22 protein-coding genes and 1 tRNA gene are annotated in these 24093 nt (G+C 63.3%); 11 read left to right on the top strand and 12 right to left on the bottom strand.

The window, feature by feature from the left end:
• The 8 genes from EI983_RS12640 to EI983_RS12605 form a co-directional block, all read right to left on the bottom strand.
• On the bottom strand, positions 1 to 276 hold the full coding sequence (locus tag EI983_RS12640) for a glutathione S-transferase family protein (RefSeq protein ID WP_157707738.1): 276 nt from the start codon (positions 274 to 276) through the stop codon (positions 1 to 3).
• Positions 277 to 345: 69 nt separating this feature from the next.
• The gene (locus EI983_RS12635; protein ID WP_246162163.1) at positions 346 to 2151 is read right to left on the bottom strand and encodes a Na/Pi cotransporter family protein; all 1806 of its coding nucleotides are present in this window, start codon (positions 2149 to 2151) and stop codon (positions 346 to 348) included.
• Positions 2152 to 2525: 374 nt separating this feature from the next.
• Positions 2526 to 2600: transfer RNA gene (locus EI983_RS12630), tRNA-Glu, on the bottom strand.
• 89 nt (positions 2601 to 2689) lie between these two features.
• Complete coding sequence (gene recJ / locus EI983_RS12625; RefSeq protein ID WP_157707737.1) at positions 2690 to 4441, bottom strand: single-stranded-DNA-specific exonuclease RecJ; 1752 nt, start codon at positions 4439 to 4441, stop codon at positions 2690 to 2692.
• Positions 4438 to 5403 (bottom strand): class II fructose-bisphosphatase, encoded by a 966-nt coding sequence (gene glpX, locus EI983_RS12620; protein ID WP_157707736.1) that lies wholly within the window; start codon positions 5401 to 5403, stop codon positions 4438 to 4440. Before glpX ends, recJ begins: the two co-directional genes overlap by 4 nt.
• A gap of 66 nt (positions 5404 to 5469) precedes the next feature.
• The gene (locus tag EI983_RS12615; protein WP_157707735.1) at positions 5470 to 6141 is read right to left on the bottom strand and encodes a ceramidase domain-containing protein; all 672 of its coding nucleotides are present in this window, start codon (positions 6139 to 6141) and stop codon (positions 5470 to 5472) included.
• A gap of 11 nt (positions 6142 to 6152) precedes the next feature.
• Positions 6153 to 7439, bottom strand: a complete 1287-nt coding sequence (locus EI983_RS12610) for a homoserine dehydrogenase (protein ID WP_157707734.1) — start codon at positions 7437 to 7439, stop codon at positions 6153 to 6155.
• A 96-nt stretch (positions 7440 to 7535) separates the two neighbouring features.
• Positions 7536 to 7829, bottom strand: coding sequence for a hypothetical protein (locus tag EI983_RS12605; RefSeq protein ID WP_198389292.1), 294 nt, complete (start codon positions 7827 to 7829; stop codon positions 7536 to 7538).
• A gap of 104 nt (positions 7830 to 7933) precedes the next feature.
• On the opposite strand from EI983_RS12605, the gene EI983_RS12600 reads away from it, so the two are divergent.
• Positions 7934 to 8521, top strand: a complete 588-nt coding sequence (locus tag EI983_RS12600; RefSeq protein ID WP_157707733.1) for a TetR/AcrR family transcriptional regulator — start codon at positions 7934 to 7936, stop codon at positions 8519 to 8521.
• A 174-nt stretch (positions 8522 to 8695) separates the two neighbouring features.
• Here EI983_RS12600 and EI983_RS12595 read toward each other — a convergent pair whose 3' ends face one another.
• Positions 8696 to 9607 (bottom strand): pirin family protein, encoded by a 912-nt coding sequence (locus EI983_RS12595; protein WP_157707732.1) that lies wholly within the window; start codon positions 9605 to 9607, stop codon positions 8696 to 8698.
• A 184-nt stretch (positions 9608 to 9791) separates the two neighbouring features.
• Between EI983_RS12595 and EI983_RS12590 the strand changes: the two genes are divergently transcribed.
• The gene (locus tag EI983_RS12590) at positions 9792 to 10736 is read left to right on the top strand and encodes an NAD(P)-dependent oxidoreductase (RefSeq protein WP_157707731.1); all 945 of its coding nucleotides are present in this window, start codon (positions 9792 to 9794) and stop codon (positions 10734 to 10736) included.
• Positions 10737 to 10816: 80 nt separating this feature from the next.
• On the top strand, positions 10817 to 11317 hold the full coding sequence (locus tag EI983_RS12585) for a hypothetical protein (RefSeq protein ID WP_157707730.1): 501 nt from the start codon (positions 10817 to 10819) through the stop codon (positions 11315 to 11317).
• A gap of 71 nt (positions 11318 to 11388) precedes the next feature.
• Here EI983_RS12585 and EI983_RS12580 read toward each other — a convergent pair whose 3' ends face one another.
• The 3 genes from EI983_RS12580 to EI983_RS12570 are packed head-to-tail and all read right to left on the bottom strand — an operon-like array spanning position 11389 to position 14302.
• Positions 11389 to 11973, bottom strand: coding sequence for a TadE/TadG family type IV pilus assembly protein (locus tag EI983_RS12580; protein ID WP_157707729.1), 585 nt, complete (start codon positions 11971 to 11973; stop codon positions 11389 to 11391).
• Positions 11973 to 12509, bottom strand: a complete 537-nt coding sequence (locus tag EI983_RS12575; protein ID WP_157707728.1) for a TadE/TadG family type IV pilus assembly protein — start codon at positions 12507 to 12509, stop codon at positions 11973 to 11975. Before EI983_RS12575 ends, EI983_RS12580 begins: the two co-directional genes overlap by 1 nt.
• A complete protein-coding gene (locus tag EI983_RS12570) occupies positions 12506 to 14302 on the bottom strand; it encodes a VWA domain-containing protein (protein ID WP_157707727.1) in 1797 nt (598 codons plus the stop codon). Before EI983_RS12570 ends, EI983_RS12575 begins: the two co-directional genes overlap by 4 nt.
• A 325-nt stretch (positions 14303 to 14627) precedes the next feature.
• Between EI983_RS12570 and EI983_RS12565 the strand changes: the two genes are divergently transcribed.
• The 8 genes from EI983_RS12565 (at position 14628) to dnaG (ending at position 24052) form a co-directional block, all read left to right on the top strand.
• Positions 14628 to 16058 (top strand): Glu/Leu/Phe/Val family dehydrogenase, encoded by a 1431-nt coding sequence (locus tag EI983_RS12565; RefSeq protein ID WP_157707726.1) that lies wholly within the window; start codon positions 14628 to 14630, stop codon positions 16056 to 16058.
• A gap of 109 nt (positions 16059 to 16167) precedes the next feature.
• On the top strand, positions 16168 to 17421 hold the full coding sequence (locus EI983_RS12560; protein ID WP_157707725.1) for a sarcosine oxidase subunit beta family protein: 1254 nt from the start codon (positions 16168 to 16170) through the stop codon (positions 17419 to 17421).
• Entirely contained in the window at positions 17399 to 17911 is a 513-nt protein-coding gene (locus EI983_RS12555; RefSeq protein ID WP_157707724.1) for a hypothetical protein, read from the top strand. The genes EI983_RS12560 and EI983_RS12555 overlap by 23 nt, the downstream gene beginning before the upstream one ends.
• 1 nt (position 17912) lies before the next feature.
• On the top strand, positions 17913 to 18185 hold the full coding sequence (locus tag EI983_RS12550; RefSeq protein WP_157707723.1) for a sarcosine oxidase subunit delta: 273 nt from the start codon (positions 17913 to 17915) through the stop codon (positions 18183 to 18185).
• Positions 18182 to 21112 carry a sarcosine oxidase subunit alpha family protein gene (locus EI983_RS12545; RefSeq protein WP_157707722.1) on the top strand — a complete coding sequence of 977 codons (2931 nt, stop codon included), beginning with the start codon at positions 18182 to 18184 and terminating at the stop codon, positions 21110 to 21112. Before EI983_RS12550 ends, EI983_RS12545 begins: the two co-directional genes overlap by 4 nt.
• Positions 21105 to 21659 (top strand): sarcosine oxidase subunit gamma, encoded by a 555-nt coding sequence (locus tag EI983_RS12540; protein WP_157707721.1) that lies wholly within the window; start codon positions 21105 to 21107, stop codon positions 21657 to 21659. Before EI983_RS12545 ends, EI983_RS12540 begins: the two co-directional genes overlap by 8 nt.
• Positions 21660 to 21764: 105 nt before the next feature.
• On the top strand, positions 21765 to 22055 hold the full coding sequence (locus EI983_RS12535) for a DNA primase (RefSeq protein ID WP_157707720.1): 291 nt from the start codon (positions 21765 to 21767) through the stop codon (positions 22053 to 22055).
• Between the two features lie 50 nt (positions 22056 to 22105).
• A complete protein-coding gene (dnaG, locus tag EI983_RS12530) occupies positions 22106 to 24052 on the top strand; it encodes a DNA primase (protein ID WP_157707719.1) in 1947 nt (648 codons plus the stop codon).
• The last annotated feature ends 41 nt before the right edge of the window (positions 24053 to 24093 follow it).

Here is a 24093-nt window from a genome sequence, read left to right as displayed (position 1 = left end):
TCACTCGTCGCCGCCAGAGCCTTCAGGCTTGCCAATCTCGCCCTGAAGCCAATGCGCGCGCTCAAGCTGATCGTGCACAATGCCCAGCTTGGCTTGCAGCCGCTCGCGTTTGTCGGGCTTGCCGGTTTCGGCCAGCTCGTCCAGAAGCAGCGCCTTTTTGGCCTCCAGCTTGCGGATCACCTTCTCCACATGAGAGGGCTTGATTTTCTGCACCTGTCCCTGGTCGAGCCGTTTGAGGTACTCGTCGAGCTTCTCGACCGTCTTGTGAAGTCCCATGTCATCCCTCTTATGTGCCCTGACCAGTCTGCCGCCGCTTTGTAAACACCATGTGACGCTGTCCGGCCGTCATTGCGGGGCCTCGTTTTCCATTCCGTCCTTGCCCGACACGAGTTCAGGCAGTTCTTCGTCTTCGAAACTCAGGATGCGTTCGACCTCGGCCAGCGCCTCTTCTGTTTCGATGTAATAGGCGCGCGCCGCACCCAACAGGTCGCGCATTGCCGCATAGGCGTAATGCGAGTCGTTTAGGAATGAGGTGGCGGCGGTCGCGCTGAGCTTCTGGGCGCGGATCAGCGCCTCGATCCGGTTATTGGTATCGCGCGCATCGCTTTCCACCTGAATACGTTCCTGATCGAGCCAGAGCGCAGAACGGTCCTCGGGCGCGGCCTGATCGAGCGTGTTGATCTCGACCAGTATACGCGCGATTTCGGTCCGAAGCTGATCATAAAGCTCGGTGATGGTGCCCTGGGGGCGCTCGGTATAGCGTGTCGCGTTACGGCGCAGATGTTTCACTGATTTCACTGCGCGCACGATCCGCCCGGCCACATCGCGCAGCGAATAGATATCCTGCATGATGTCTTCGGGGATGTCCTTGGCTCCGGCGCGGGTGGCAAACTCCACGATCGCGGCATGCAGCGTCTTGATCCGCGCCTCATACCGCGCGGCCACGTCGATTTCGACGGGCTTGCGGCTTGCCTTCACCGTGGCGGCGATATCCCTGGTTTCGAAAATCGCATGCCGGTGCAGGTTGAGACCGTGCAGGATCACCTCAACCGCGTTGTCATAGAGGTGTTTCACCTCTGCGCGCATGGCCACTTTGGAGGTCTCGGGAAACTCATCGACCGCCTGACTGAGATATTTCGGTTTGCTCAGGTCTTCGGCGGGTTGCTCGATGGCGCGCGCCAGAACGGCGATCAAAGGGTTCAGAAGCGGCAGCATGATCAGCACGCCAAGCGTGTTGAAGATCGTGTGAAACACCGCCAGCTTGAGAGTGAAATCATCCTCGGCAATACCGACCCACCCCGACACCACATCGACCGAGAGCCGGATCTGGCTGATGAAAATCATGGCGACGCCAGCCGTGACCAGGTTGAAAATGAGATGTGCCAGCGCCAGCCGCTTGCCCTGGAAATTGGCGGTCAGCGCGCCGATGATGGCGGTGATCGTTGTGCCGATATTGGCGCCGATCGCCAGCGCCAGGGCGTTTTCGTAATTGATCTGCCCTGCCGCCAGCGCGGTGATGATCAGGGTCATCGTGGCGTGGCTCGATTGCATGACCACCGTCGCCGCCGTGCCGATCAGCGTATAGACCACCAGCCCGATCAGCCCGGTGAGGGCGAAACGCGACAGGTCGAACTGATCCTTGAAGGCCTCAAACCCCTCCTTCATGTGGTGAATGCCAAGAAAGAGAAACCCGAGCCCCCCCAGCACCAGCCCCGCACCGCGCAGGTATTTGTTTTTCTGGAAGGCCAGCACAATCGCCACCGCCAGCATCGGCAGCGCATAGGCCGAAATGTTCACCTTCAGCCCGAACCCTGCCACCAGCCACGCGCCGGTTGTCGTGCCGATATTGGCCCCAAAGATGATCCCCACCCCCGCCAGCAACGAAATCAGACCAGCGGAGAGAAAGGAGATGGTGATCACCGAGACGAGAGAGCTCGACTGCATGATCGACGTGGTCACGAGACCGAAAGCCAGAGACCGTGGCACGGAACTGGTTGCCCGTGTCAGCACCGCCTCAAGAAAGCCGCCGGAAAACAGCCGGAAGCCATCTTCGAGCATCAGCATGCCAAAAAGGAAGATTGCCACGCCCGCCGCGATCTCCTGGAAGTTGGCGCTGCTATAGAACCCATAACCGAGCAGCAGCAGGCTCACGGGAAGGGCAAGCTTCTTGATCATGACAGCGCGAAGTGTCGCAGAAATCCCGACCCTTGGACAGGCCCATGTCGCGCAATGCGTTTCACTCGGGAAGGGGCTTGGGATGTGCTGCGCGGCGCATCAGTCCAGCAGCGCCTCTTCCATCGGGTACGCAGCCAGAGGTTCATAGCCCGTCTCAGTCTGGCATATCTGTCGCACAGCGCCCCTAAGACACCTGTGGTCTGCACCAAATGAGTGGAGCACGCCCGGCCTGTGGCACATGCGACGGACCGTCTGGACGGGAGGCGAAACAGCCAAGGTGCATCACGGGTGGAAAAACCTGGTGCAAAAGAGCCCGTAAGCTCCAATGTCGTAGTGCTTTTCGGAAGAAGTGGCAGCCCGTAGGGGAATCGAACCCCTCTTTCCAGGTTGAAAACCTGGCGTCCTAACCGATAGACGAACGGGCCACTCGGAACGTGACGCGGTAACTAGGCAAAAGCGCAGGTTTGCGCAAGGGGGATTCTGCAAAAAAATGCGTGTGCCGCGCAGGATGATTTCACGCTGCGGCAGCGGCATCCTCAAGGCGTAGCTGAATGCTGCGTCGGCCCTGCCAGCTGTTGATCTCGATCCGCCCCGCAAGGTGGAACCGTGCGCCGCCATGGCCCTCTAACACCGCCCCGAGCGGCGTGTCATACGCCCCGAAGCAGATCGCATTGAGCTGAGGGCCGAGCCCGTCTCCGAAGCGCAGCTTGAGGTGGCTCTCACCCACCCGCTTGGCAAAGCTGATTGCCATATCGGCAAAGGCATAGCGCGGCCCCGGAGCGCCCGCGCCGAAGGGGCCCGCCGCCTCGATCTGCTCTACCAGTTCGACGCTTGCGGCCCCGGGCATCAGCAGCCCGTCAAGCCGCATGTCCTGAGGTCCGGCGTCGCCTGCGCCTTGCCGCGCAAGAAGCTCTGCCAGCCGCGCCATCGCTTCCTCCAGCCGGTCGCGCGCCACGGTCAGCCCGGCGGCCATCCGGTGCCCGCCGCCTTTCAGCAACAGCCCCTCGGCCGCCAGACGCTGCACCGACGCCCCCAGATCGACGCCGCTGATGGACCGGCCCGAGCCTTTGCCTTCGTCGCCGTCCAGTCCGATCACCACGGCGGGCCGGTTGGTGGCTTCCTTCAGGCGGCTCGCCACGATCCCCACGACGCCGGGATGCCAGCCCTCACCGGCGGCCCAGACCAGTGGCGCATCCAACCCGCGCGTCTCGGCCTGCGCCATAGCAGCGGCGCGCACGGTGGCCTCGATTTCACGCCGCTCGGAATTGAGCTGATCCAGCCGCTCGGCCATCGCGGCGGCCTCATGCGGGCTGTCTGACGCCAAAAGGCGCGCACCCAGATCCGCCTGGCCAATCCGCCCGCCTGCATTCACCCGAGGGCCGAAGACAAAGCCCAGCGTGTAGGCGTTGGGGGGCGTGTCGAGCCGCCCCACATCGCTCAGTGCCACCAGACCGGGCCTCTCGCGGCGCGCCATGATCCTGAGGCCTTGCCGGACAAAGGCCCGGTTGACCCCGCGCAGGGGGGCCACGTCCGCCACCGTGGCCAGCGCCACGAGATCAAGCAGGCCCATCAGATCGGGGCCGGTCTTGCCCGCCTCCCGCAATTGCCGCCCCGCCTCGACCAGCATCAGGAACACCACCGCCGCTGCACAGAGATGCGCCAGATCGCCGCTTTCATCCTGCCGGTTGGGGTTCACCACCGCCAGCGCGTCGGGCAGGGTCTCGCCGCCCAGGTGGTGGTCGAGGATGATCACATCGGCACCCACCGCCGCGGCCACCGGCCCGTGGCTCAACGTGCCGCAATCGACGCAGATGATCAGGTCATGCGCACGCGCCAGATCCGCCATGGCTTCGTCATTCGGGCCATAGCCCTCGTCAATCCGGTCAGGAACATAGAGCGTGGCGGTAAGCCCCATCTGCCGCAGCCAGTGGATCAGAAGGGCCGCAGAACTACCGCCATCCACATCGTAATCGGCAAAGATCGCAATCCGCTCTTTTTGCGTCACGGCGCTCAGAAACCGCTCGGCGGCCTGATGCATGTCCTTGAGATTGCGCGGGTCGGGCAAGAGATCCCGCAGCGCAGGCGCAAGATATGCTTCCGCCTCTTCAGCCGCCACACCGAGCCGCGCCAAGGTCTGACAGAGCGGGCGGGGCAGGGCGGTCTGCTGCGCCATCGCCTCGGCCAGCCGGTCCTGTTCGGGCGCGGGGCCGACCCAGCGCCGCCCGGTCAGCGAGCGTTCAACATCGAGAAACGCGTTGCCGCTCACCGCTTTGGATGACGACAGGCCACGCGGCGGCGCTCGCCGGTCTTGGAGCGCAGAAGAAGCGTTTCGGTCAGCACCGCATCGCCTTCGCGCCGCAGCCCGTTCAGGATCGAGCCCTTGGTCACACCGGTGGCGGCAAAGATCACGTCGTCCTGCACCATGTCGTCACGGGCATAAACCCGGTCCAGATCGGTGATGCCCGCCTTGGCGGCCCGGCCGCGTTCGTCATCATTACGGAACAGCAGGCGGCCCCAGATCTGCCCGCCCAGGCATTTCAGCGCACCTGCGGCCAGAACCCCCTCGGGCGCACCGCCCGAGCCCATATACATGTCGATGCCGGTCACATCCGCCTCGGCGCAATGCATCACACCGGCCACATCGCCATCGCTGATCAGGTGAATGGCCGCACCGGTGGCGCGCACCTCGGCAATCATCTCTTCGTGGCGCGGACGTTCCAGGATGCAGACGGTGATCTCCTCCGGTTTGACCTTCTTGGCCTTGGCCAGTGCCTTGACCCGCTCAGCAGGCGACATCTCGAGCGAGACGACATCGGTCGGATAGCCCGGCCCGATGGCCAGCTTGTCCATGTAGACATCCGGTGCATGCAGCATGGTGCCGCGTGGCGCCATTGAAATGACAGTCAGCGCGTTGGGCATGGCCTTCGCGGTGAGTGTCGTGCCCTCCAGCGGATCAAGCGCGATATCGACGCCCGGCCCGTCGCCGCTGCCCACTTCTTCACCGATGTAAAGCATCGGGGCCTCGTCACGCTCGCCTTCGCCGATGACCACCACGCCCTTGATGTTCAGCAGGTTCAACTGCTCGCGCATGGCATTGACGGCAGCCTGATCGGCGGCCTTTTCATCGCCGCGCCCGATCATGCCAAAGCAGGCAATCGCGGCTTCTTCGGCCACGCGGGCCAGCGCCAGGGAAAGCATATGGTCGTCAAAGGAGGTGTGCGAGGTCATTCATCTGTCCTTGGCAGCAAGTGGTGTTCACGGGGGTTTAGACGTGCACGCCTTGCGAGACAAGCATCAAACGCGCTTTGGCTCAGGCGCGCGGATCAGGGCTTGTAGCAGGAGGCCCACCATCAGGCCATTGAGCAGATGCCAAAGGAAATGCGTGCCGAAGGGGAGGGTGGGGCAGAGGGCTATGTCAATCGTGCGGAAAGTGAGTGAGAGTGTGAAGGTGAGCGTGGCGGCCACGATCCAATGCGCCACCGGGTGCCGCCGCCACCAGCTCAGCAGAGCGAAAACGGCCATGACGAGCAGGGCAGGCGCGTAGTGTTCGGAGCCGTTGAAGCGGCTGGGGCTTGCACCGCCAGGCAGGGCCATGAGGACCACGGTCAGCAAGGCGACGATGCCAAGAACTGACAAGACGCTCATGACCGGGCGCAGACCCGCCACGCGATAGAACCCGCTGCCAATGCAGAGCAGCACGAAGGTCCAGATCGGCAGCACATCGGCCACCCCGCTCCAGCGGTTTGCGAAGGTATGAAACAGGAAGGAGCCGATGCCGATGCAGGCGGCGAGGATCATCAGCAGGCTCAGGTCCAGCCCCGAGCGCCCCATTTGCTTGGCGGTCCGCAACGCCCAGAGGGCGGCCAGCACAAAGGCGAGGTTGGTCACCGCATTCAGCGGCTCGTCCCAGAACCCGGGCGCGACCCGTTCGCAGTAAAGGTCAACTGGGCTGTGCCAACCGGTCATCGCGCCTGGGCTCAGACGGTTTCGATCCTGAGAGCGACGGGCGGGTCACGCATCACATCCAGTGTCGCCATCGCCTCGAGCGCCTGATTGAGATCCGCGCGCGTCACCTTATGCGTGACGATCAGCACCGGGGCTGTATCCCCGTCATGCTGATATTGCCGCATCCGGTCGATCGACACGCCGCTTTCGCCCAGCACGGTGGCGATCTTGGCCAGGGCCCCGGGTTTGTCCTCCAGCGCCATGCGCAGGTAGTAAGGCGCAGGCGTGACCGAATGGGCCGACTTGGCTTTGGCGAGGCTCGTCGCAGGCTGGCCGAAGGTGGGCAGGCGAAACCCGCGCGCGATATCCATCACGTCGCCCATCACCGCGCTGGCGGTGGGGCCTTCGCCCGCGCCGGGCCCGCGCAGCACGATCTGCTCGACCGCATCGCCTTCGAGCACGCACATGTTTGTCCCGCCTTCCAGCTGACCCAGGGGGCTTGTGTCGGGCACAAGGCAGGGCGACATGCGCTGTTCCAGCCCGCGGCCGGTCTGCTGTGCGACGCCCAGAAGCTTGATCCGATAGCCCATATCAGCGGCCTGGTGAATGTCGTCGATGGTGATGCGCTCGATGCCTTCCAACTCGACCGCGTCGAAATCGACCTGCGTGCCAAAGGCGATGGCCGCCAGCAGCGACAATTTGTGCCCGGCGTCGATCCCGCCCACATCCAGCGTCGGGTCGGCTTCGAGATAGCCAAGCTGATTGGCCTCCTCGAACACTTCCGCATAGGGCAGGCCCGCCGATTGCATCCGTGTCAGGATATAATTGCAGGTGCCGTTCATGACGCCCATGACGCGGGTGATCTCATTTCCCGCGAGCCCCTCCGTCAGGGCCTTGATCACAGGGATGCCCCCCGCCACCGCTGCCTCGAACCGGATGACCTTGCCCGCCGCTTCGGCGGCTTCGGCCAGCGCCTGCCCATGATGTGCCAGCAGCGCCTTGTTGGCGGTCACCACATCCTTGCCCGCCGCAATCGCGGCTTTGGTCGCCGCTTTCGCAGGCCCGTCACTGCCGCCCATCAGTTCGACAAAGACATCCACATCGTCGCGCTGCGCAAGCGCGACGGGATCATCTTCCCAGGCGTAATCCTTGATATTTACGCCGCGGTCCTTGTCGCGGCTGCGGGCGCTCACCGCGGTGATCACCACCGGACGGCCCGCGCGTTCGGCCAGAAGGTTCGCTTTCTGGCGGACGATTTTCACAACACCGGTGCCGACGGTGCCCAATCCGGCAATGCCAAGGCGCAAGGGGGTGGTCATGGGCGTCTCCGTTCGGTTTGTTGGCCTGATGCAAGCGATGTAGCCGAGCCGGGCGGGCGGTGCAACGCGGCTTTTGGGGCGACCGGGGATGGGGGCTCAGATCTCGTTTATACCGGTCTGCATCCGGGCACGGGTCGAGCTGTCGAGCACGGTGCCACGCAGCCGCGCCGCACGCGCCTTGAGTGCGGCCACGCGCGCCTCGATCCCGTCTGCGGCTTCGGCGTCGATCCTGGGCTCGCCGACCCGTGCATTCAGCTCTTCGACCGGCAGAAGCTGGGGGTAGGGGGCCGCGCGGGCCGCGTCGCTCAGCGTGGCGTCAAGCTCGGGAAATTCCGCGCAGGCCGCAAGCATGAGGCCAAAAGCGAAGAGGAAAGAGGTGCGCAGAGGCATTGGGCATGTATCCCCGGAAAGCGATGCTCCTGTCTTGCCACTCTTTCAGGGGCCAGGGCAAGTCAGGGCTTTGATTTGAACATATGTTCAGTTAAATATCGCGCATGGCCCGCACCCAAGGATCCCATTCCGACATCACCGGACCGCGCGTGCGCGACGCGGCGCTGCGGCTGTTTGCGCGCCATGGCTATGCGGCGGTCTCAATGCGCCAGATCGCGGGTGAGGTCGGGGTGCAGGCGGGCGCGCTCTATAATTACACGCCGGACAAGCAGACATTGCTCTTTGATCTGATGAAAGAGCATATGGACCAGCTTCTGTCGGCGCGGGCGGCGGCGCCTGCGCCCGGTGGCGCGCTTGCGGCACTTGAGGCCTTCACCCGCTTTCATATCCGCTTTCACGCGGCCAGACCCGAGGCCGTGTTCATCGCCTATATGGAACTGCGCAATCTGAACGATGACAACTTTGCTGTCATCGAAGGTCTCCGCCACACCTATGAGACGCAGCTTGAGGATATTCTGCGTCAGGGGGTCGCCGAAGGGGTGTTCGATGTTGCGGATCCCAAGATCACCACGCTGGCGGTGATTGCCATGCTGACAGGGGTGAACACCTGGTTCCGGGAGGCGGGACGGCTCAGCCTTGAGGATGTCGAGACGCTTTACTGGGACATGGTGCGCAAGGCGGTCGCGGCCTGATCCAAAGGAATGCCCTGCGGGCATGCTTTGTGTCTCGGCTGCGCCTCGGTGCAAGTGCAGAGGCGACGCATTGATCAGGAGACGGTGCCCGACGGGGGCGTGGGAGCCTCCGGCGGGAGTATTTCGGGAAAGATGAAAGTGGGTGCCCCCGGAGGTGAAGCCGGGGGCGGCGGGTCAATGTGCGGGTTTGATGAACGTGCCGTTGCGCAGCTCGGTCATGGCGGTCAGCAGCTCTTCGCGCGTGTTCATCACGATCGGGCCATGCCAGGCCACCGGCTCCTGAATGGGCGCGCCGGAGATCAGCAGGAAACGCGCGCCCCGTTCGCCGGCCTGCACGGTAATCTCATCGCCCGTGCCGAAGCGGATCAGCGTGCGGTTGCCCGACATGTCGCGAATGTTCACCTCTTCGCCCGCCACTTCCTTTTCAAGCAACACGCCGGAGGGGGCGGAGGCATCGGCAAAAGCGGCCTCGCCTTCGAAAAGATAGGCAAAGGCCCGGCGATAGGTGTCGATGGGCAGGGTTTTCTTCGTGCCCGGCGGCAGGGAGATGTCGAGATATTGCGGATCGGCGGCAATGCCATCCACGGGCCCGCGTTTGCCCCAGAATTCCCCAACGATCACGCGCACACGCGTGCCATCATCATCCACGATCTCGGGGATCTCGGATGCGCTGACATCCTGGTAGCGCGGTGCGGTCATCTTCAGCGACGAGGGCAGGTTGGCCCAGAGCTGAAACCCATGCATCTGCCCTGCTGCGTTTCCGCGCGGCATTTCCTGATGCATGATGCCGGAGCCTGCGGTCATCCACTGGACATCGCCCGCGCCGAGCGTGCCGGTATTGCCCAGTGAATCGCCGTGGTCCACTTCGCCCGACAGCACATAGGTGATCGTCTCGATGCCGCGATGCGGATGCCAGGGGAAGCCCTTGGCGTAAAGTGCCGGATCGTCATTGCGGAAATCATCGAACAGCAGGAACGGATCGAGTTCGCTGGGATCGCCGAACCCGAAGGCGCGGTGCAGATGCACGCCGGCCCCTTCCATCGTCGGCTGGGCGCGGCGGGTTTCCAAAGTGGGTCTGAGGGACATGGGGTTCTCCTTTCCAGCCAGATGTAGAGGGCCGGAGCCTGTGCGCCAAGGGGGCGGATTGGGCGCTGGGGCAGGGATGCTGTGCAATTGTGCAGAGTTGCGATTTTGTTTGCCGAGAGGTCGCGAAAGCGCGAGACGTGTCGCGTATTCGCCGCGACGGTGCGCGAAACGAGGGAGACTCAACATGAAAATCGGATTTATCGGGCTGGGCAATGTCGGTGGCAAACTGTCGGGCAGCCTTTTGCGCAACGGGGCGGATCTTGTGGTGCACGATCTTGATCCTGCACTTGTGGCGGGGTTTGTCGGACGCGGCGCGGCGGCGGGCGGCAGCCCGGCGGAGATGATGCGCAACTGCGATGCGGTGATCACCTGCCTGCCGAGCCCGGCGGCGAGCGATGCGGTGATGCAGGAGATGCTGCCGGAGATCGGCCCGGGCAAGATCTGGATGGAGATGTCGACCACCGACGAGGCCGAGGTCAAACGGCTGGGCGCTCTGGTGATCGAGCGTGGCGGGGCGGCGGTGGATTGCCCGGTCTCGGGCGGCTGTCACCGGGCGGATACCGGAAATATCAGCATTTATGCCGGATGTGACCGGGCCACGTTCGAGCGGATCCTGCCCTTGCTGACCATCATGGGCCGCCGGGTGCTGCACACTGGCGACCTGGGCACGGCCTCGGTTCTGAAGGTGATGACCAACTATCTTGCCACCGGGCATCTGCTGATGCTGTGCGAGGCGCTCACCACGATGAAGGCGGCGGGCATGGACATGGCCACGACCTATGAGGCCATCCGCATCAGCTCGGGCAATTCCTTTGTCCATGAGACCGAAAGCCAGCTGATCCTGTCCGGCTCGCGCTGCGTGGACTTCACCATGGATCTGGTGCTCAAGGATATCGGCCTCTTCCAGGAGATTGCCGAGCGCAACGGGGTGCCGCTGGAGTTGTCGCCCATGCTGATTGATCTCATGCGCGACGGGCAGGCCCGCTATGGCACCCGGGCGCAATCCGACCGGATGATCGAGCGGCTGGAGGAGGCCACGGGGCTGGATGTCACGGCCGACGGGTTCCCGACTGTGCTGGTGGATGATGAGCCGGAAGAGCCGGGATATGAGGTGAAGCTGAAGGGCTGATCCGCGGTCACGCGCATTGCCCTCTCGCCCCCGCCGTCATTTCACGCTATGGCGCGGGGGAGTGAGAGAGGAGAGCGCGCATGTCACAAGAGGTTCTGGCCCAGGTCGAGGCTTCGGCCCCCCGCCGCGGGCTCGGGGTGGGGATGCTGGTCATCCTCGGGGCGATGCTGCTCTATATCGCGTTTGCCACGCCGCCGGGCGGGGTTGCGCTGCTGGTCATGCTGATTGTCATGGGGGCGGGCGCGCTCTTTGCCGCCGAGCGGATGCGCCAGGCGACGCGGCTTGTCCTGGAGCTGACGAACGAGGAGTTGCGCCTGTCGGATGGGCGGGTGCTGGCCCGGGTCGAGGAGTTCGTGTCGATCGACCGCGGTGCATTTGCCTTCAAGCCGTCGCATGGCTTCATGCTGAAGCTTAAGACCCCGTCCAAGGCCGCCTGGGCCCCGGGGATGTACTGGCGCTTCGGCAAGAGGATCGGGGTCGGCGGTGTGACGCCGGGCGCTCAGACCAAGATCATGGCCGACATGATCGCGGCGATGATCATGGAACGACAGGGCAAGACCCCGCTTCAGGGCCGCCTCTGACCGTTTCAATGCAGAACCGGCCCGCTGCTCCCAGCGGACCGGCCCTTCCCTCACCCCGGATCGTTCAGATTTCAGCCGCAGGCCGAGCCAGACTCCCAGCACAGCTGTGAGACAAAGCGGACACCCGTGAAGATTTTGGTGTTCACCCGATAGCTATTGTTCAGGCCCGGATATTCGAATGTCGGCTGGTAGGTCGATGTGCTCTCTACGATGACCAGCTCTTCACCGCCCTGAAGGATGGGAAGCTCATTATGCGCGTTCGCCACCTGGGAGTCGCTCAGGGGGCTCATCTCTCCGATGCCGCGCACCTCGGACCATTGGACAACGAAAGTGTTGCTCGATGATTCATAGCGGACCACGCTGAACCGCACCTGGTTTGTGCCGTTGTCGGTGGTCACAGCGTCGAACACGGTTTTGGCCGCGTCGATATAGGCATCGTCCACCGGCAGCATTTCACGGCTCAGCATATCGGCAACGGTGTAGGTCGCCTTGATGCGCGCCGCCTTGTAGCGGTGCACCTCATAAAGCTCGAAAGAGGTGGTGATCATCCAGAACAGGAACGGCAGGGTGATGACCATTTCCACGGTCATGATCCCGCTGGTATCCTTGCGGAAGCGCTCAAGCGCGGTCGTCAGTCTGGCCCAAAGCATCGACATCACACAGGCTCCTGTACAAAGGCAGTGACAGCAATAATCGCGGATTTGCCGAAATCGTCCGCTGTCAGGACGCGCGGCAGCAGCGCCTCGGGAAAGAGCGGATCGTAAAGCACACAGGCGCGTAGCATCACAAGCTGGTTCTGCTGGCCCGGGGTGAACGACCGCACCGGGCGGCTCGGCACGGCCGCATCCGTGCAGGAGGTCAGTTCGTGCAGCCCGGCAAAGGCGCGCGGGTCGCTCGGCACCATCTCAAGGAAGAGGTTGTTCGAGCAGTCGCTCAGGATAAGCGAATTCTGGCAGATCAGGTCCTTGATATCGTCATGTTCCGGCGCCGAGCCCGTACCGAGGCGTACCTCGCGCACGGCCATGTCGAGCCCGCGCTCCAGCATCGTCTGACGCAGGGTAATGAACCCCATCTCCAGCGTGAGCACGATCATCGTGGCAATCACCGGGAAGATGATCACGAATTCGACGGCAGCCGAGCCTTCCTCGTCGCGGAAACCACGGCGCAGTCTGGAGAAAAACGCGCGGATCATTGGGTCAGCCTCAGGTTCTGCACATTCGACGCGATGGAGCCAAAGGCATCCGAAATGTTCACGCCCGATGCGCGGTAGTAGTTGGGAGGGGACGACGCGCAGGCCCGCAGCTCGGTTTCAGCAGTGCCGTTTTCGGGCACTTCGAAGCCGATCGTATAGACCGTGACACCCTGGCTCTTGGTCGAGCTGCAGATGCGCGACATGTACGTGTTCTTGGTCGAGCCCGATTCAGTTTCCGAGCCAATGTAATCGTTCCACGGACCCCAGTCGCCGGTGGTGTTGCCATACCAGTTGGGCGACATGTGCCCCCAGGCTTCTTCCCAGTCCAGCTGGCGGGTGTCGACATGTTCCGGATCGCTTTCGATGGCCTGGAACTGTGCCTCGTCCAGCCAGATCCCTTCTGCGACCGAGTAGTAGCCGTCTACCTGCGTGCCGGTGGCCGCGTCATAGATCCGGTTCTCGTCGCGCAGATAGAAGCGATATTCCGCAGGCCCCGTCGGTTCATAGTAGCAAACCCAGCGCGTATTGGTGCATTTGCTTTCATCATCCGAGGTCCGGTCTCTGTACTTGTGACGTGCATAGGCGAATTCCATGTCCTGGAACTTGAGCTCGAAGAGCTCGGAATTCGGGCCGCGATAGGCGCTGTTCGTGTCGAAGTAGTAGGAGGATGTGTTGGCGCCATCGCCCATCATCACGATGATCTTCATCGTATCGGGCTCATCATAGAGCGCGGGGACGTTGGACAATGTGCTGTCCACCACGGCCACGGTCGGTGCCTGCAGCGCTGTGGCCACGCTCTGGAACGCCGGGTCAAGAAGGGCTGCGCCCCATTTCATGCCGATGTGACCCGAGGTGTTGCCGCTTGCAACCATGGCGTCGATCTTCGCATGCAGCTCGCTTTCGGAGATCGAGAAGGGCAAAACCTCGGCGTAATCGTCATTGAAGCAGGACCGCCAGCCCGAGCTCAGATTGTCAAAGTCGCCATAGACCGACGTATAGATCTGCTGATCATAGGCGGGACCGGTCAGCGGATTGAGGGTGGGATCAATGTAGCTGTCGTAATACTGATCGCCGGTAAAGCGCAGGCAGCTCGACCAATCATGGCTGTCATTGATATTGCCCTGCATCGCCGAATAGATCGCCTCGCCCGGTGCCACGGTCCAGCTGAACGGCACCACCGAAATGACAGTGTCGCCCGAATTGGCCGAGTTCAGCATCGTGGTCACGAATTCCTTGGCCGCCACCTTGAGGTTGGCCAGTTTCGTGCCGCTCATCGAACCCGACACGTCGAGCACCAGCGCCACTTCAAGCTTGGGGGTGCGGACTTCGGCGGTGGCACCGCCTGCGGCCCCCAGGGTCGGCACGCCCATCAGTTTCATGATGTAGGTGTTCATCGTCATGCTGGCCGTGGCCGGTACACGACGGGAGTTGAGCGTGGCGATGATATCGTCCTCGCTCAGGTCATCAAGATAGTCAGCCTTGCCGCTCTTGGCGAAGAAGTCCTGCACAATGGCCTTGATCTCGGCTTTGCTTGCGCCTGCGGGGGCGCCCGCACCGGCCAGAACGGCACTGTCCAAAGTGGCCTGAAGCTGGGAGCGTTCCATCTCGTGGCGCATCAGGTCGATGCTGATGCCGCCCATCGTGAGCATCAGAATGAAGACGAAAAGCGCGATGATGGTCATCCCGCCTTCATCGTCCTTTTCAAACCGTTTTGCCCGAACCGCGAGGTCGTAAAAACCGCCCGGAGCGAACCGGCGAAGAAGCTTCTGTTTGCACTTTTCTGATCGCGTCATGATAGTCACCCAAATGGCCACATTGTTGCCGTAAACCGTGTATTTCCCTTATTTTATTGGTGTATTTATGTGGCCAAATTGAGGCAAATTAGTCTTTTTTTAGGCTTGATTGGATGGCTTTGGCAGGCAGTTTTCGCCAGGATTGCCGATTGTTTCCGCAGAATGGAAATTGACAACCCAAGATTGCGAAGCACTGGGGCGCTCCCGCCAGTTCGAGCGCTTTTGGTGGACAAAAGTGTCCTAGCCATTAACGATGGGCTCATGTTCGGCACGCCATAAGGCGATTCAGGGACAGTAAAAGCCGGACCGATTAAGGAGAGATATGATGACGCGCCCCAAAGAGCCGAGCTTCCGTGAAAGTGTCGATTTGATGTTCAACCGCGCCGTGGCGCTGATGGACCTTCCACCCGGCCTGGAAGAGAAGATCCGCGTGTGCAATGCCACCTATACGGTGCGCTTCGGTGTGCGGCTGCGTGGGCAAATCCATACGTTCACCGGCTACCGCTCTGTGCATTCCGAGCATATGGAGCCTGTGAAGGGCGGCATCCGCTATGCGATGGGGGTGAACCAGGACGAGGTCGAGGCGCTTGCCGCGCTGATGACGTATAAATGCGCTCTGGTCGAGGCCCCCTTCGGTGGTTCGAAAGGTGGCTTGCGCATCGACCCGCGCGAATGGGACGAGCACGAGCTTGAAAGGATTACCCGGCGCTTTGCCTATGAGCTGGCCAAGCGCGACCTGATCCACCCCTCCCAGAACGTGCCGGCGCCCGATATGGGCACCGGTGAACGGGAAATGGCGTGGATCGCCGACCAGTACCGCCGGATGAACACCACCGATATAAACTCGCGCGCCTGTGTCACCGGCAAGCCGATCAACGCAGGCGGCATCCAGGGCCGGACCGAGGCCACGGGCCGCGGCGTGCAATATGCCCTGCAGGAGTTCTTCCGCCACCCCGAGGATGTGAAGGCGGCAGGGCTGTCCGGCAAGCTTGATGGCAAGCGCGTGATCGTTCAGGGCCTCGGCAATGTGGGGTATCACGCCGCGAAGTTCCTGCAGGAGGAAGATGGCTGCATCATCACCGCGATCATCGAACGCGATGGCGGCCTGATGGACGAGAAGGGTCTCGACGTCGAAGCCGTGCGCAACTGGATCGCCAAACATGGCGGCGTGGATGGCTACCCGGAAGGCAAATATATCCGCGACGGCTCGAAATACCTCGAGAATGAATGCGACATCCTTGTGCCGGCCGCCCTCGAAGGCGTGATCCACATGGGTAATGCCGCCGATATCAAGGCGCCTCTGATCATCGAGGCCGCCAACGGCCCGGTGACCGCCGGGGCCGATGATATCCTGCGCCAGAAGGGCACGGTGATCATCCCGGACATGTATGCCAACGCGGGCGGTGTGACCGTGTCCTATTTCGAATGGGTCAAGAACCTCAGCCATATCCGCTTTGGCCGTATGGGCCGCCGCCAGGAAGAGGCGCGCCACCAGCTTATTGTGGATGAGTTGGAACGGCTTGACCGGCACCTGGGCGATGCCTGGGTCATGACGCCGGACTTCAAGTCCAAATATCTGCGCGGCGCCGGGGAACTGGAGCTGGTGCGCTCGGGCCTCGACGACACGATGCGTGCGGCCTATCAGAGCATGCGCGAAACATGGCACGGTCAGGACAATGTGACCGATCTGCGCACCGCGGCCTATCTTGTCTCGATCGGCAAGGTCGCGGCCAGCTATCGCGCGCTGGGCCTCTGAGCAGGGCAAGTCCGATATTTTCAATCTTCGTGGTGGGGGGCGTTCGCGTCCCCCATTGCGCTTCGCCGCATAACTTGCTTCACTCCGCCCGTCGCGAAGGAGATGTTACATGCGGTTTTCGGGCCTCAGGGTTCTCAAGGAAGGGCTGACCGGCAATCGCGGCTGGGAGGCGCATTGGCGCGATGCCACCCCGAAGGAGGCCTATGATGTCGTGATCATCGGCGGCGGTGGGCACGGGCTTGCCACTGCTTATTACCTCGCCCGCGAGCACGGCATCACCAATGTCGCTGTGCTGGAGAAGGGTTATCTGGGCGGCGGCAATATCGGGCGCAACACAACGATTGTGCGGGCCAACTATACCCTCCCCGGCAATTCGGAATTTTACAGCCATTCGCTGAAGCTCTGGGAAGGGCTGGAGGAAGAGCTGAACTACAACGTCATGCATTCCCAGCGCGGTCAGATCCTGCTCTTTCACAATGACGGGCAGCGCGATGCGCTGATCCGCAAGGGCAACGCGATGCGGAACCAGGGCGATGACGCAGAACTTCTGAGCCTGCCGAAGCTCAAGCGTATCCTGCCTTATCTGGATTACGAGCAGACCCGTTTCCCGATCCATGGCGGCCTTCTGCAACGCCGCGCCGGGACCGCCCGGCATGATGCGGTGGCCTGGGGCTATGCGCGCGGCGCGTCCGAGAGGGGCGTGGACCTCATCCAGAACTGCGAAGTCACCGGCATCGATATCGAAGGCGGCGTGGTGAAGGGGGTGCAGACCACGCGCGGCGCCATCCGCGCCAAGAAGGTCGCGATGATCGTCGCGGGCCGTTCGTCTCAGGTCGCGGCGATGGCAGGCATGCGCCTGCCGATCGAAAGCCATGTGTTGCAGGCTTTTGTCACCGAGGGGCTGAAACCCTGCATCGACCATGTGGTCAGCTTCGGGATGGGCCTGTTCTATATCAGTCAGTCGGACAAGGGTGGGCTCGTCTTCGGGGGCGAGATTGACATGTATGCCTCTTACGCCGCACGCGGCAACCTGCCCACGGCCGAGCATGTGATGGACTCTGCCATGACGCTCATGCCGATGATCGGCAAGGCGAAGGTGCTGCGCTCCTGGGGCGGGATCATGGACATGTCCGCGGATGGCTCGCCCATCATCGACCGGACACATATCGACGGGCTCTATCTGAATGCGGGCTGGTGCTATGGCGGGTTCAAAGCCGCGCCCGCCTCGGGGCATTGCATGGCGCACCTGATGGCCACGGACCGCCCGCATGAGGCGGCAGCGAAGTTTCGGCTCGACCGGTTCCGCACCGGGCGTGGCCTGATGGATGAGGAGGCGACCGGTGCGCAGCATAATCTTCACTAGCACCCTGGCGATGAGCCTGTGCGCCATGGCCACCGCCCAGGAGGGGCCGACGCCCGGCTGCTATACCCGCGAATACAGCCAGGCCCATCTTGACGCCCATCCCGATCAGGTGGCCCGCGCGGTCTATCTGCTGATCCAGGATCAGACCCATTACGACACGACGGATCGCTATGCCTATCTGGTCGTGGACTTTGCCGAACAGGGCCATGTGAAGCGTGCCGGGCTTGGCGCGCAACGGCTGGATCAGTCGCTGGTCTGCTGGAAGGATAGCAATGGCATCAGGGGCTGCTCTGTGGATTGCGATGGCGGCTGGTTTACCGTTTCCGGTGAAACCGACAGCGCCATGACCATCGCGACCGAATATCTCATGGTTGGCGATACCGAGGGCTGCGGCGGTGCGATCGACCTTGCGGAACAGCCGGGACAAACGGTCAAGTACCGGCTCAACCGGGTCGATCAGTCGGCTTGCCTCGCCTTGGTAGAGAACTGACATGCGCCTGACCTGCCCCCATTGCGGAGACCGCGACCGCCGCGAATTCTACTATGTCGGTGCTGCCACGGCGCTGGAGCGCCCGGATGCGGACGCGCCCGCCGACACCTGGGACGACTACGTGCATAACCGCGACAACCCCTGTGGCGTCACGCGGGATCTCTGGTATCACGAAGGCGGCTGCGCGGCCTGGCTGGTTGTGACCCGCGATACCGCCACGCATGAGGTCCTGTCCTGCGAACTGGCCTCTGACGTGAAAGGGGCAGGCGCATGAGGATCGACGGCAAGGGGCGCGTCGATCGCACGCGGCCCATCAGGTTCAGCTTCGATGGCCGCGACTATTTCGGCTATCCCGGCGATACGCTGGCCTCGGCGTTGCTGGCCAACGATGTGCGCCTCGTGGGCCGGTCGTTCAAATACCACCGTCCGCGCGGCATCCTGACCGCCGGCAGCGAAGAGCCCAACGCGCTGGTCACCACCGGCTTCTCGGGCGCGCAGGAGCCGAATGTGCGCGCCACCACGCTGGAGCTGCACGAGGGTCTTATGGCCCGCAGTCAGAATTGCTGGCCTTCGCTCGATTTTGATCTGCTGGCCATCAACGACCTGTTCGCGCCATTCCTGGGTGCGGGTTTCTATTACAAGACCTTCATGTGGCCCAAGAGCTTCTGGGAGCGGGTCTATGAGCCCTTCATCCGCCGCGCCGCAGGCTTGGGTGCGTTGTCCGGCGTCGACAATTCCGACAAATATGACAAGGCCTTTGCGCATTGCGATCTTCTGGTGATCGGGGCCGGGCCTGCGGGGCTGATGGCCGCACTTGCCGCAGCGCGCGCCGGGGCCGATGTGATCCTGGCCGACGAGGACGTCACCCCCGGCGGCCGGCTGAATGGCGAGACGCTGGAGGTGGACGGCCTGCCCGGGCATATCTGGGCCAGCGAACTGGCCGAGGAGCTGGCCGGAATGCCCAACATCCGGCTCATGACCCGCACCACCGTCACCGGGGCCTATGATCAGGGCAGCTATGGCGCGTTGGAGCGGTCCTCGCCCGATGTGGCCGCACGCCCCGGCGCCGCGCGAGAAACCTTCTGGCGCATCGCAGCCAAACGCGCGGTTCTGGCGGCCGGGGCCATTGAACGCCCGGTGGCCTTTGCCAATAACGACCGTCCCGGCGTGATGATGGCCTCTGCCGTGCGCGCCTATGTAAACCGCTGGGGCGTTGCACCCGGGCGCAACGTGGCGGTGTTTGCCAACAACGACAACGCGCATCGCACCGCCGCCGACCTGATCGAGGCGGGGGTGCATGTGAGCGCGCTGATCGACACGCGGCATGACGCCAAATGCAGCCTCGATATTCCGTTCTTCGCCGGGGCAGATGTCTGTAACACCGAAGGCCGCAAGGGACTTGAGGCGATCACCATCCAGACGACCGGCGGGCAGGAGAAGCTCAAGGCCGATTGCCTGGCCATGTCGGGCGGTTGGAACCCCACGGTGCATCTGACCTGTCACATGGGCGCGCGGCCCGTGTGGGATACCGATCGTCTCGCCTTCCTTCCGGTGCCGGACGCCGTGCCCGGGCTGGAGGCCGCAGGCGCCGCCGCCGGGCATTTCTCGACCCATGCCTGTCTGCAAAGCGGGGCTGACGCGGGCGCGCGCGCTGTCCAGGCGCTGGGCTTCGCCGCCAAAGACACGCCCCTGCCACGGGCCGAGGACAACCCTTATGCCATCTTCCCGCTCTGGAGTGTGGAGGGGACGGGCCGCGCCTGGCTTGATTTCCAGAACGACGTGACCGTCAAGGATGTCAAACAGGCCGCGCAGGAAAACTTCCGCTCTGTCGAGCATATGAAGCGTTACACCACCCAGGGCATGGCCCCCGATCAGGGCAAGAATTCCAACGTCGCCGCCCTGGCGGTGCTGGCCGACGCGACGGGCTCCGGCATTCCCGAAACCGGCACCACCACGTTCCGTCCGCCCTATACGCCGGTCAGCATCGCCGCGATGGGGGCCGGGGCGCAGGGCATGGGCTTTGCCCCGCGCCGCCTGACCACCTCGCATCACGCCTCACTTGAGATGGGGGCCGAGATGCTCGAAGTGGGTCTGTGGTACCGCCCTTCGGTGTTCAGACGCGCGGACGAGACCCATTGGCGCCAGTCCTGTGACCGCGAAGTGACTCATGTGCGCGAGGCTGTGGGGGTGGCTGATGTCTCGACCTTGGGCAAGATCGACATCCAGGGGCCGGATGCGGCAAAGCTGCTTGATCTCGTCTACACCAATCGCTTTTCCACGCTCAAACTGGGCCGTGTCCGATACGGGCTGATGCTGCGCGAAGACGGGCATGTGATGGATGATGGCACCTGCGCGCGGCTGGGCGATCATCACTATGTGATGACCACCACGACCGCCGCAGCCGGGCAGGTCATGCGGCATCTTGAGTTTGTGCATCAATGTCTGCACCCCGAATGGGATTTGCGCATGATCTCGGTCACCGAGCAATGGGCGCAGTTCGCCGTGGCCGGGCCGAAGTCGCGCGCGCTGCTGAATGACCTGTTGGAGGCGCCGGTCGACGATGCCGGTTTTCCCTTCATGGCCTGCGGGCCGGTGCGGGTGGGCGGCGTCGAGGCGCGGCTGTTCCGCATCTCCTTCTCGGGTGAACATGCCTATGAACTGGCCGTACCCGCGCGCTATGGCGAGAGCCTCTTTCGCGAGTTGGTCGCGCGCGCCAAGGCGATGGGCGGCGGTGCCTATGGGATGGAGGCGCTCAACGTGCTGCGGATCGAGAAAGGCTTTATCACCCATGCCGAGATTCACGGCCGCGTGACCGCCTTCGATATCGGCATGCAGCGCATGATCAGCGAGGGGAAAGACTGTATCGGCAAGGCGCTCGCCGCGCGCCCCGGTCTCAACGAGCCTGAGCGCGAACAGCTTGTCGGCCTGCGCCCCGCGGGCGCGGTCAAGATGCTGGTGGGCGGGGCGCATCTCTTCAACGCCGATGACGAGGCCACGCGGGTCAATGATCAGGGCTATATCACCTCTGTTGCCTTTTCGCCCACGCTGGGCACCAATCTGGCCATGGGGTTTCTGCGCAACGGCCGCGCGCGCCATGGCGAGGTGATCCGCATGGTGGATCATCTGAGCGGGGTGGAAACGCTCTGCGAGGTGACGGACCCCATCGCCTTTGATCTGGAAGGAGGGCGCACCCGTGGTTGAACTGACGCCCAGATCCCCTTGCGAGGGCCTTCTGCCTCTGACGATTGGCCGCGTGACGATGTCTGAGGCCGACACCGGGGTGCTGACCTCTCTTGCCCCCTTTGCGGGACAGCAAAGCGCGCTGTCGGACGTGCTCAAATCCGCGCATGGCATGGCGCTGCCACAGCCCAACCGCGCCACCGGCAAGACGGGCGCGCGGGCGCTTTGGTTCGGTCGGGATATGGCGCTGCTGATGGGGCCGCCGCCCGATCCCGCGCTGGCCCGGCATGCGGCGCTGACAGACCAGTCCGATGGCTGGGCCGTTGTCCGGCTGGAAGGGACGGGCGCGCGCGAGGTGCTGGCCCGGCTCACGCCGCTTGATCTGCGGGCAGACAGGTTCAAGACCGGGCATACCGCGCGCAGCGATCTGCGGCACATGATGAGCTCGATCACCCGCATCGGCGAAGACAGCTACCTGATCATGGTATTCCGCGCCTTTGCCGAAACCCTCGTGCAGGACCTGACCGAGGCGATGGAGAGTGTCGCGGCGCGCCAAGCCAGAAAATGAAACATTTTCTGCCCCATTTTCTGACACAGAAAATGGCGGCGCTGGTGTTTGCGGTGACTCTGTGATTTGAAAAGGGCAGTCTGTTTTCATCGCGCGAGGGTGTGTATGTTCCGTTTTTGCTATCCTCTTATTCTCCTGGCCACGCCTCTGCTGGCACAGGATCAGGCTGAACTCTGCACTGTGTCCGCCGAGATCGCGGGGCTGGCGGTGACCGAACGCGCCGCGGGGGCCGCGCAGGACAGGACCGCAGAGACGATCACCATCGCGCTCGACGGCCCCAGGGCCAGCTATACGGCGGCTGTCGAACCGATCGTTGCCTGGGTTTATTCCCTCCCCGAAGAGCAGCTTACCGCCGATGTGGCGATGGCCTATGAGGCGGCCTGCCTCGCACAATAATCCGGTGCGGCGCTCTGGACACGGGCGGCTATCGGGCCGATATATATTCCATGTCGCTGCCACCCGGTTTCCTGGATGAATTGCGCACCCGCACCTCGCTCAGCCAGGTGGTGGGCCGAAAGGTCATGTGGGATGCGCGCAAGTCGAACCAGGGCAAGGGCGACATGTGGGCGCCGTGCCCCTTTCACCAGGAAAAGACGGCCAGCTTTCACGTCGATGACCGCAAGGGTTTCTATTATTGCTTTGGCTGTCACGCGAAGGGCGACGCGATTTCCTTTGTGAAGGACACCGAAAATGTGGACTTCATGGAGGCGGTGCGCATCCTCGCCGCAGAGGCCGGGATGCAGATGCCGGACCGCGATCCGCAGGCGCAGGCCAAGGCCGACCGCGCCAGCCAACTCGCCGAGGTGATGGAACTGGCCGTCAAGCATTTCAAGCTCCAGCTCAAGACCGGGGCAGGGGCGGCGGCGCGCGATTACCTCGCTGGCAGGCGGCTTGCCGAGGCAACGCAGGAGCGGTTCGAGATCGGCTTTGCCCCCGATGCCTGGCAGGGGCTGTGGGATCATCTGAAGGCCAAGGGCGTGGACGATCAGATGATCCTCGACGCGGGCCTTGCCAAACCCTCCCAGAAGGGGGGCAAGCCCTATGACACCTTCCGCGGGCGCATCATGTTCCCGATCCGCGACGCGCGGGGGCGGTGCATCGCCTTTGGCGGGCGGGCGATGGACCCGAATGACAACGCCAAATACCTGAACTCGCCCGAGACGGCACTCTTCGACAAATCGCGCACTCTCTATAATCACGGGCCCGCGCGTGAGGCCTGCGGCAAGGGGCAGCCGCTGATCGTCGCCGAAGGTTACATGGACGTGATCGCGCTCAGCGAAGGCGGCTTTACGGCCTCGGTCGCCCCGCTTGGAACGGCCGTGACCGAGACGCAGCTGCAAATGCTCTGGCGCATGGCGGACGAACCGATCATCGCGCTGGATGGCGACACGGCGGGCCTGCGCGCCGCGCACCGGGTCATCGACCTCGCGCTGCCGCTGCTGGAGGCCGGAAAATCCCTGCGCTTTGCCCTCATGCCCGAGGGGCAGGACCCTGACGACCTCATTCGCGCCGAAGGCCCAGGGGCCGTGCAGGCGGTGCTCGACCGGGCGCTGCCTATGGTGCAGCTTCTGTGGAACCGCGAAACCGAAGGCCGCGTCTTTGACAGCCCCGAGCGCAAGGCGGCGCTCGACAAGGCGCTGCGCGAGAAGATTCTGCTGATCCGCGATCCATCCATCCGCTCGCATTACGGCCAGGCCATCAAGGACATGCGCTGGGAGCTGTTCTCCCGGCGAGCCCCCGCGCAGCCCCGGTCCGGCCCACGCCGCAAGTGGAATGCGCCCGACCCGGCAACTCCGGCGGCCAAGGCCTCGCTTCTCGTGGCGGCGGGCGAGGCGGCCACGATCCAGATGCGCGAAGCGGTCATTCTGGCCACGGCTGCCCTTTGCCCGGACGTGGTTGAGGAGTTCGAGCACGCCCTCGAAGCCATGGATTGCACCAACCCCGATCATGCCCGCCTGCGCGACGTCATCCTGCATCATGCCGATACTGGTGCCGAAAGCCTCGCGCTCTATATCGAGCAGAAGATCGGCGCGGACGCCCTTGAAAAGCTGCTGCGCCTGCCCCATGTCGCGCTGGCCCCCTCGGTCCGCCGCCCCGCAGAGCAGGAGATCGCCCGGATGACCATGGCCGAGGAGCTTGCCAAACTGGACGCCCATCGCGGGCTTGCCGCCGAGATCAGCGAGGCGAGCGAGGATATCAGCCACGTGGCCGACGAAAGCGTGACCTACCGGTTGCATCAGGCCGCCGAGGCCCGCAATCGTGCGTTGCGAAGCGAACAGGAGGACCGCGCCGAGTACGACCTTGCCGACAATGGCGCGCGCCTGAAACGAGAGGAAAAGGCGCGGCTCGACGCGCTTCTGAATGAAATCAAGAATTCCGAACCGGGACGGTAAAGCAACTTTCCTGAGGTTTGGGTAAGAAAAACAGGGTAAAC

The organism is Roseovarius faecimaris (assembly GCF_009762325.1).
Classification (GTDB): Bacteria; Pseudomonadota; Alphaproteobacteria; order Rhodobacterales; family Rhodobacteraceae; genus Roseovarius; species Roseovarius faecimaris.
The sequence above is the reverse complement of the archived record's forward strand: the minus strand, read 5'-3'. Positions and strand labels throughout refer to the sequence as shown.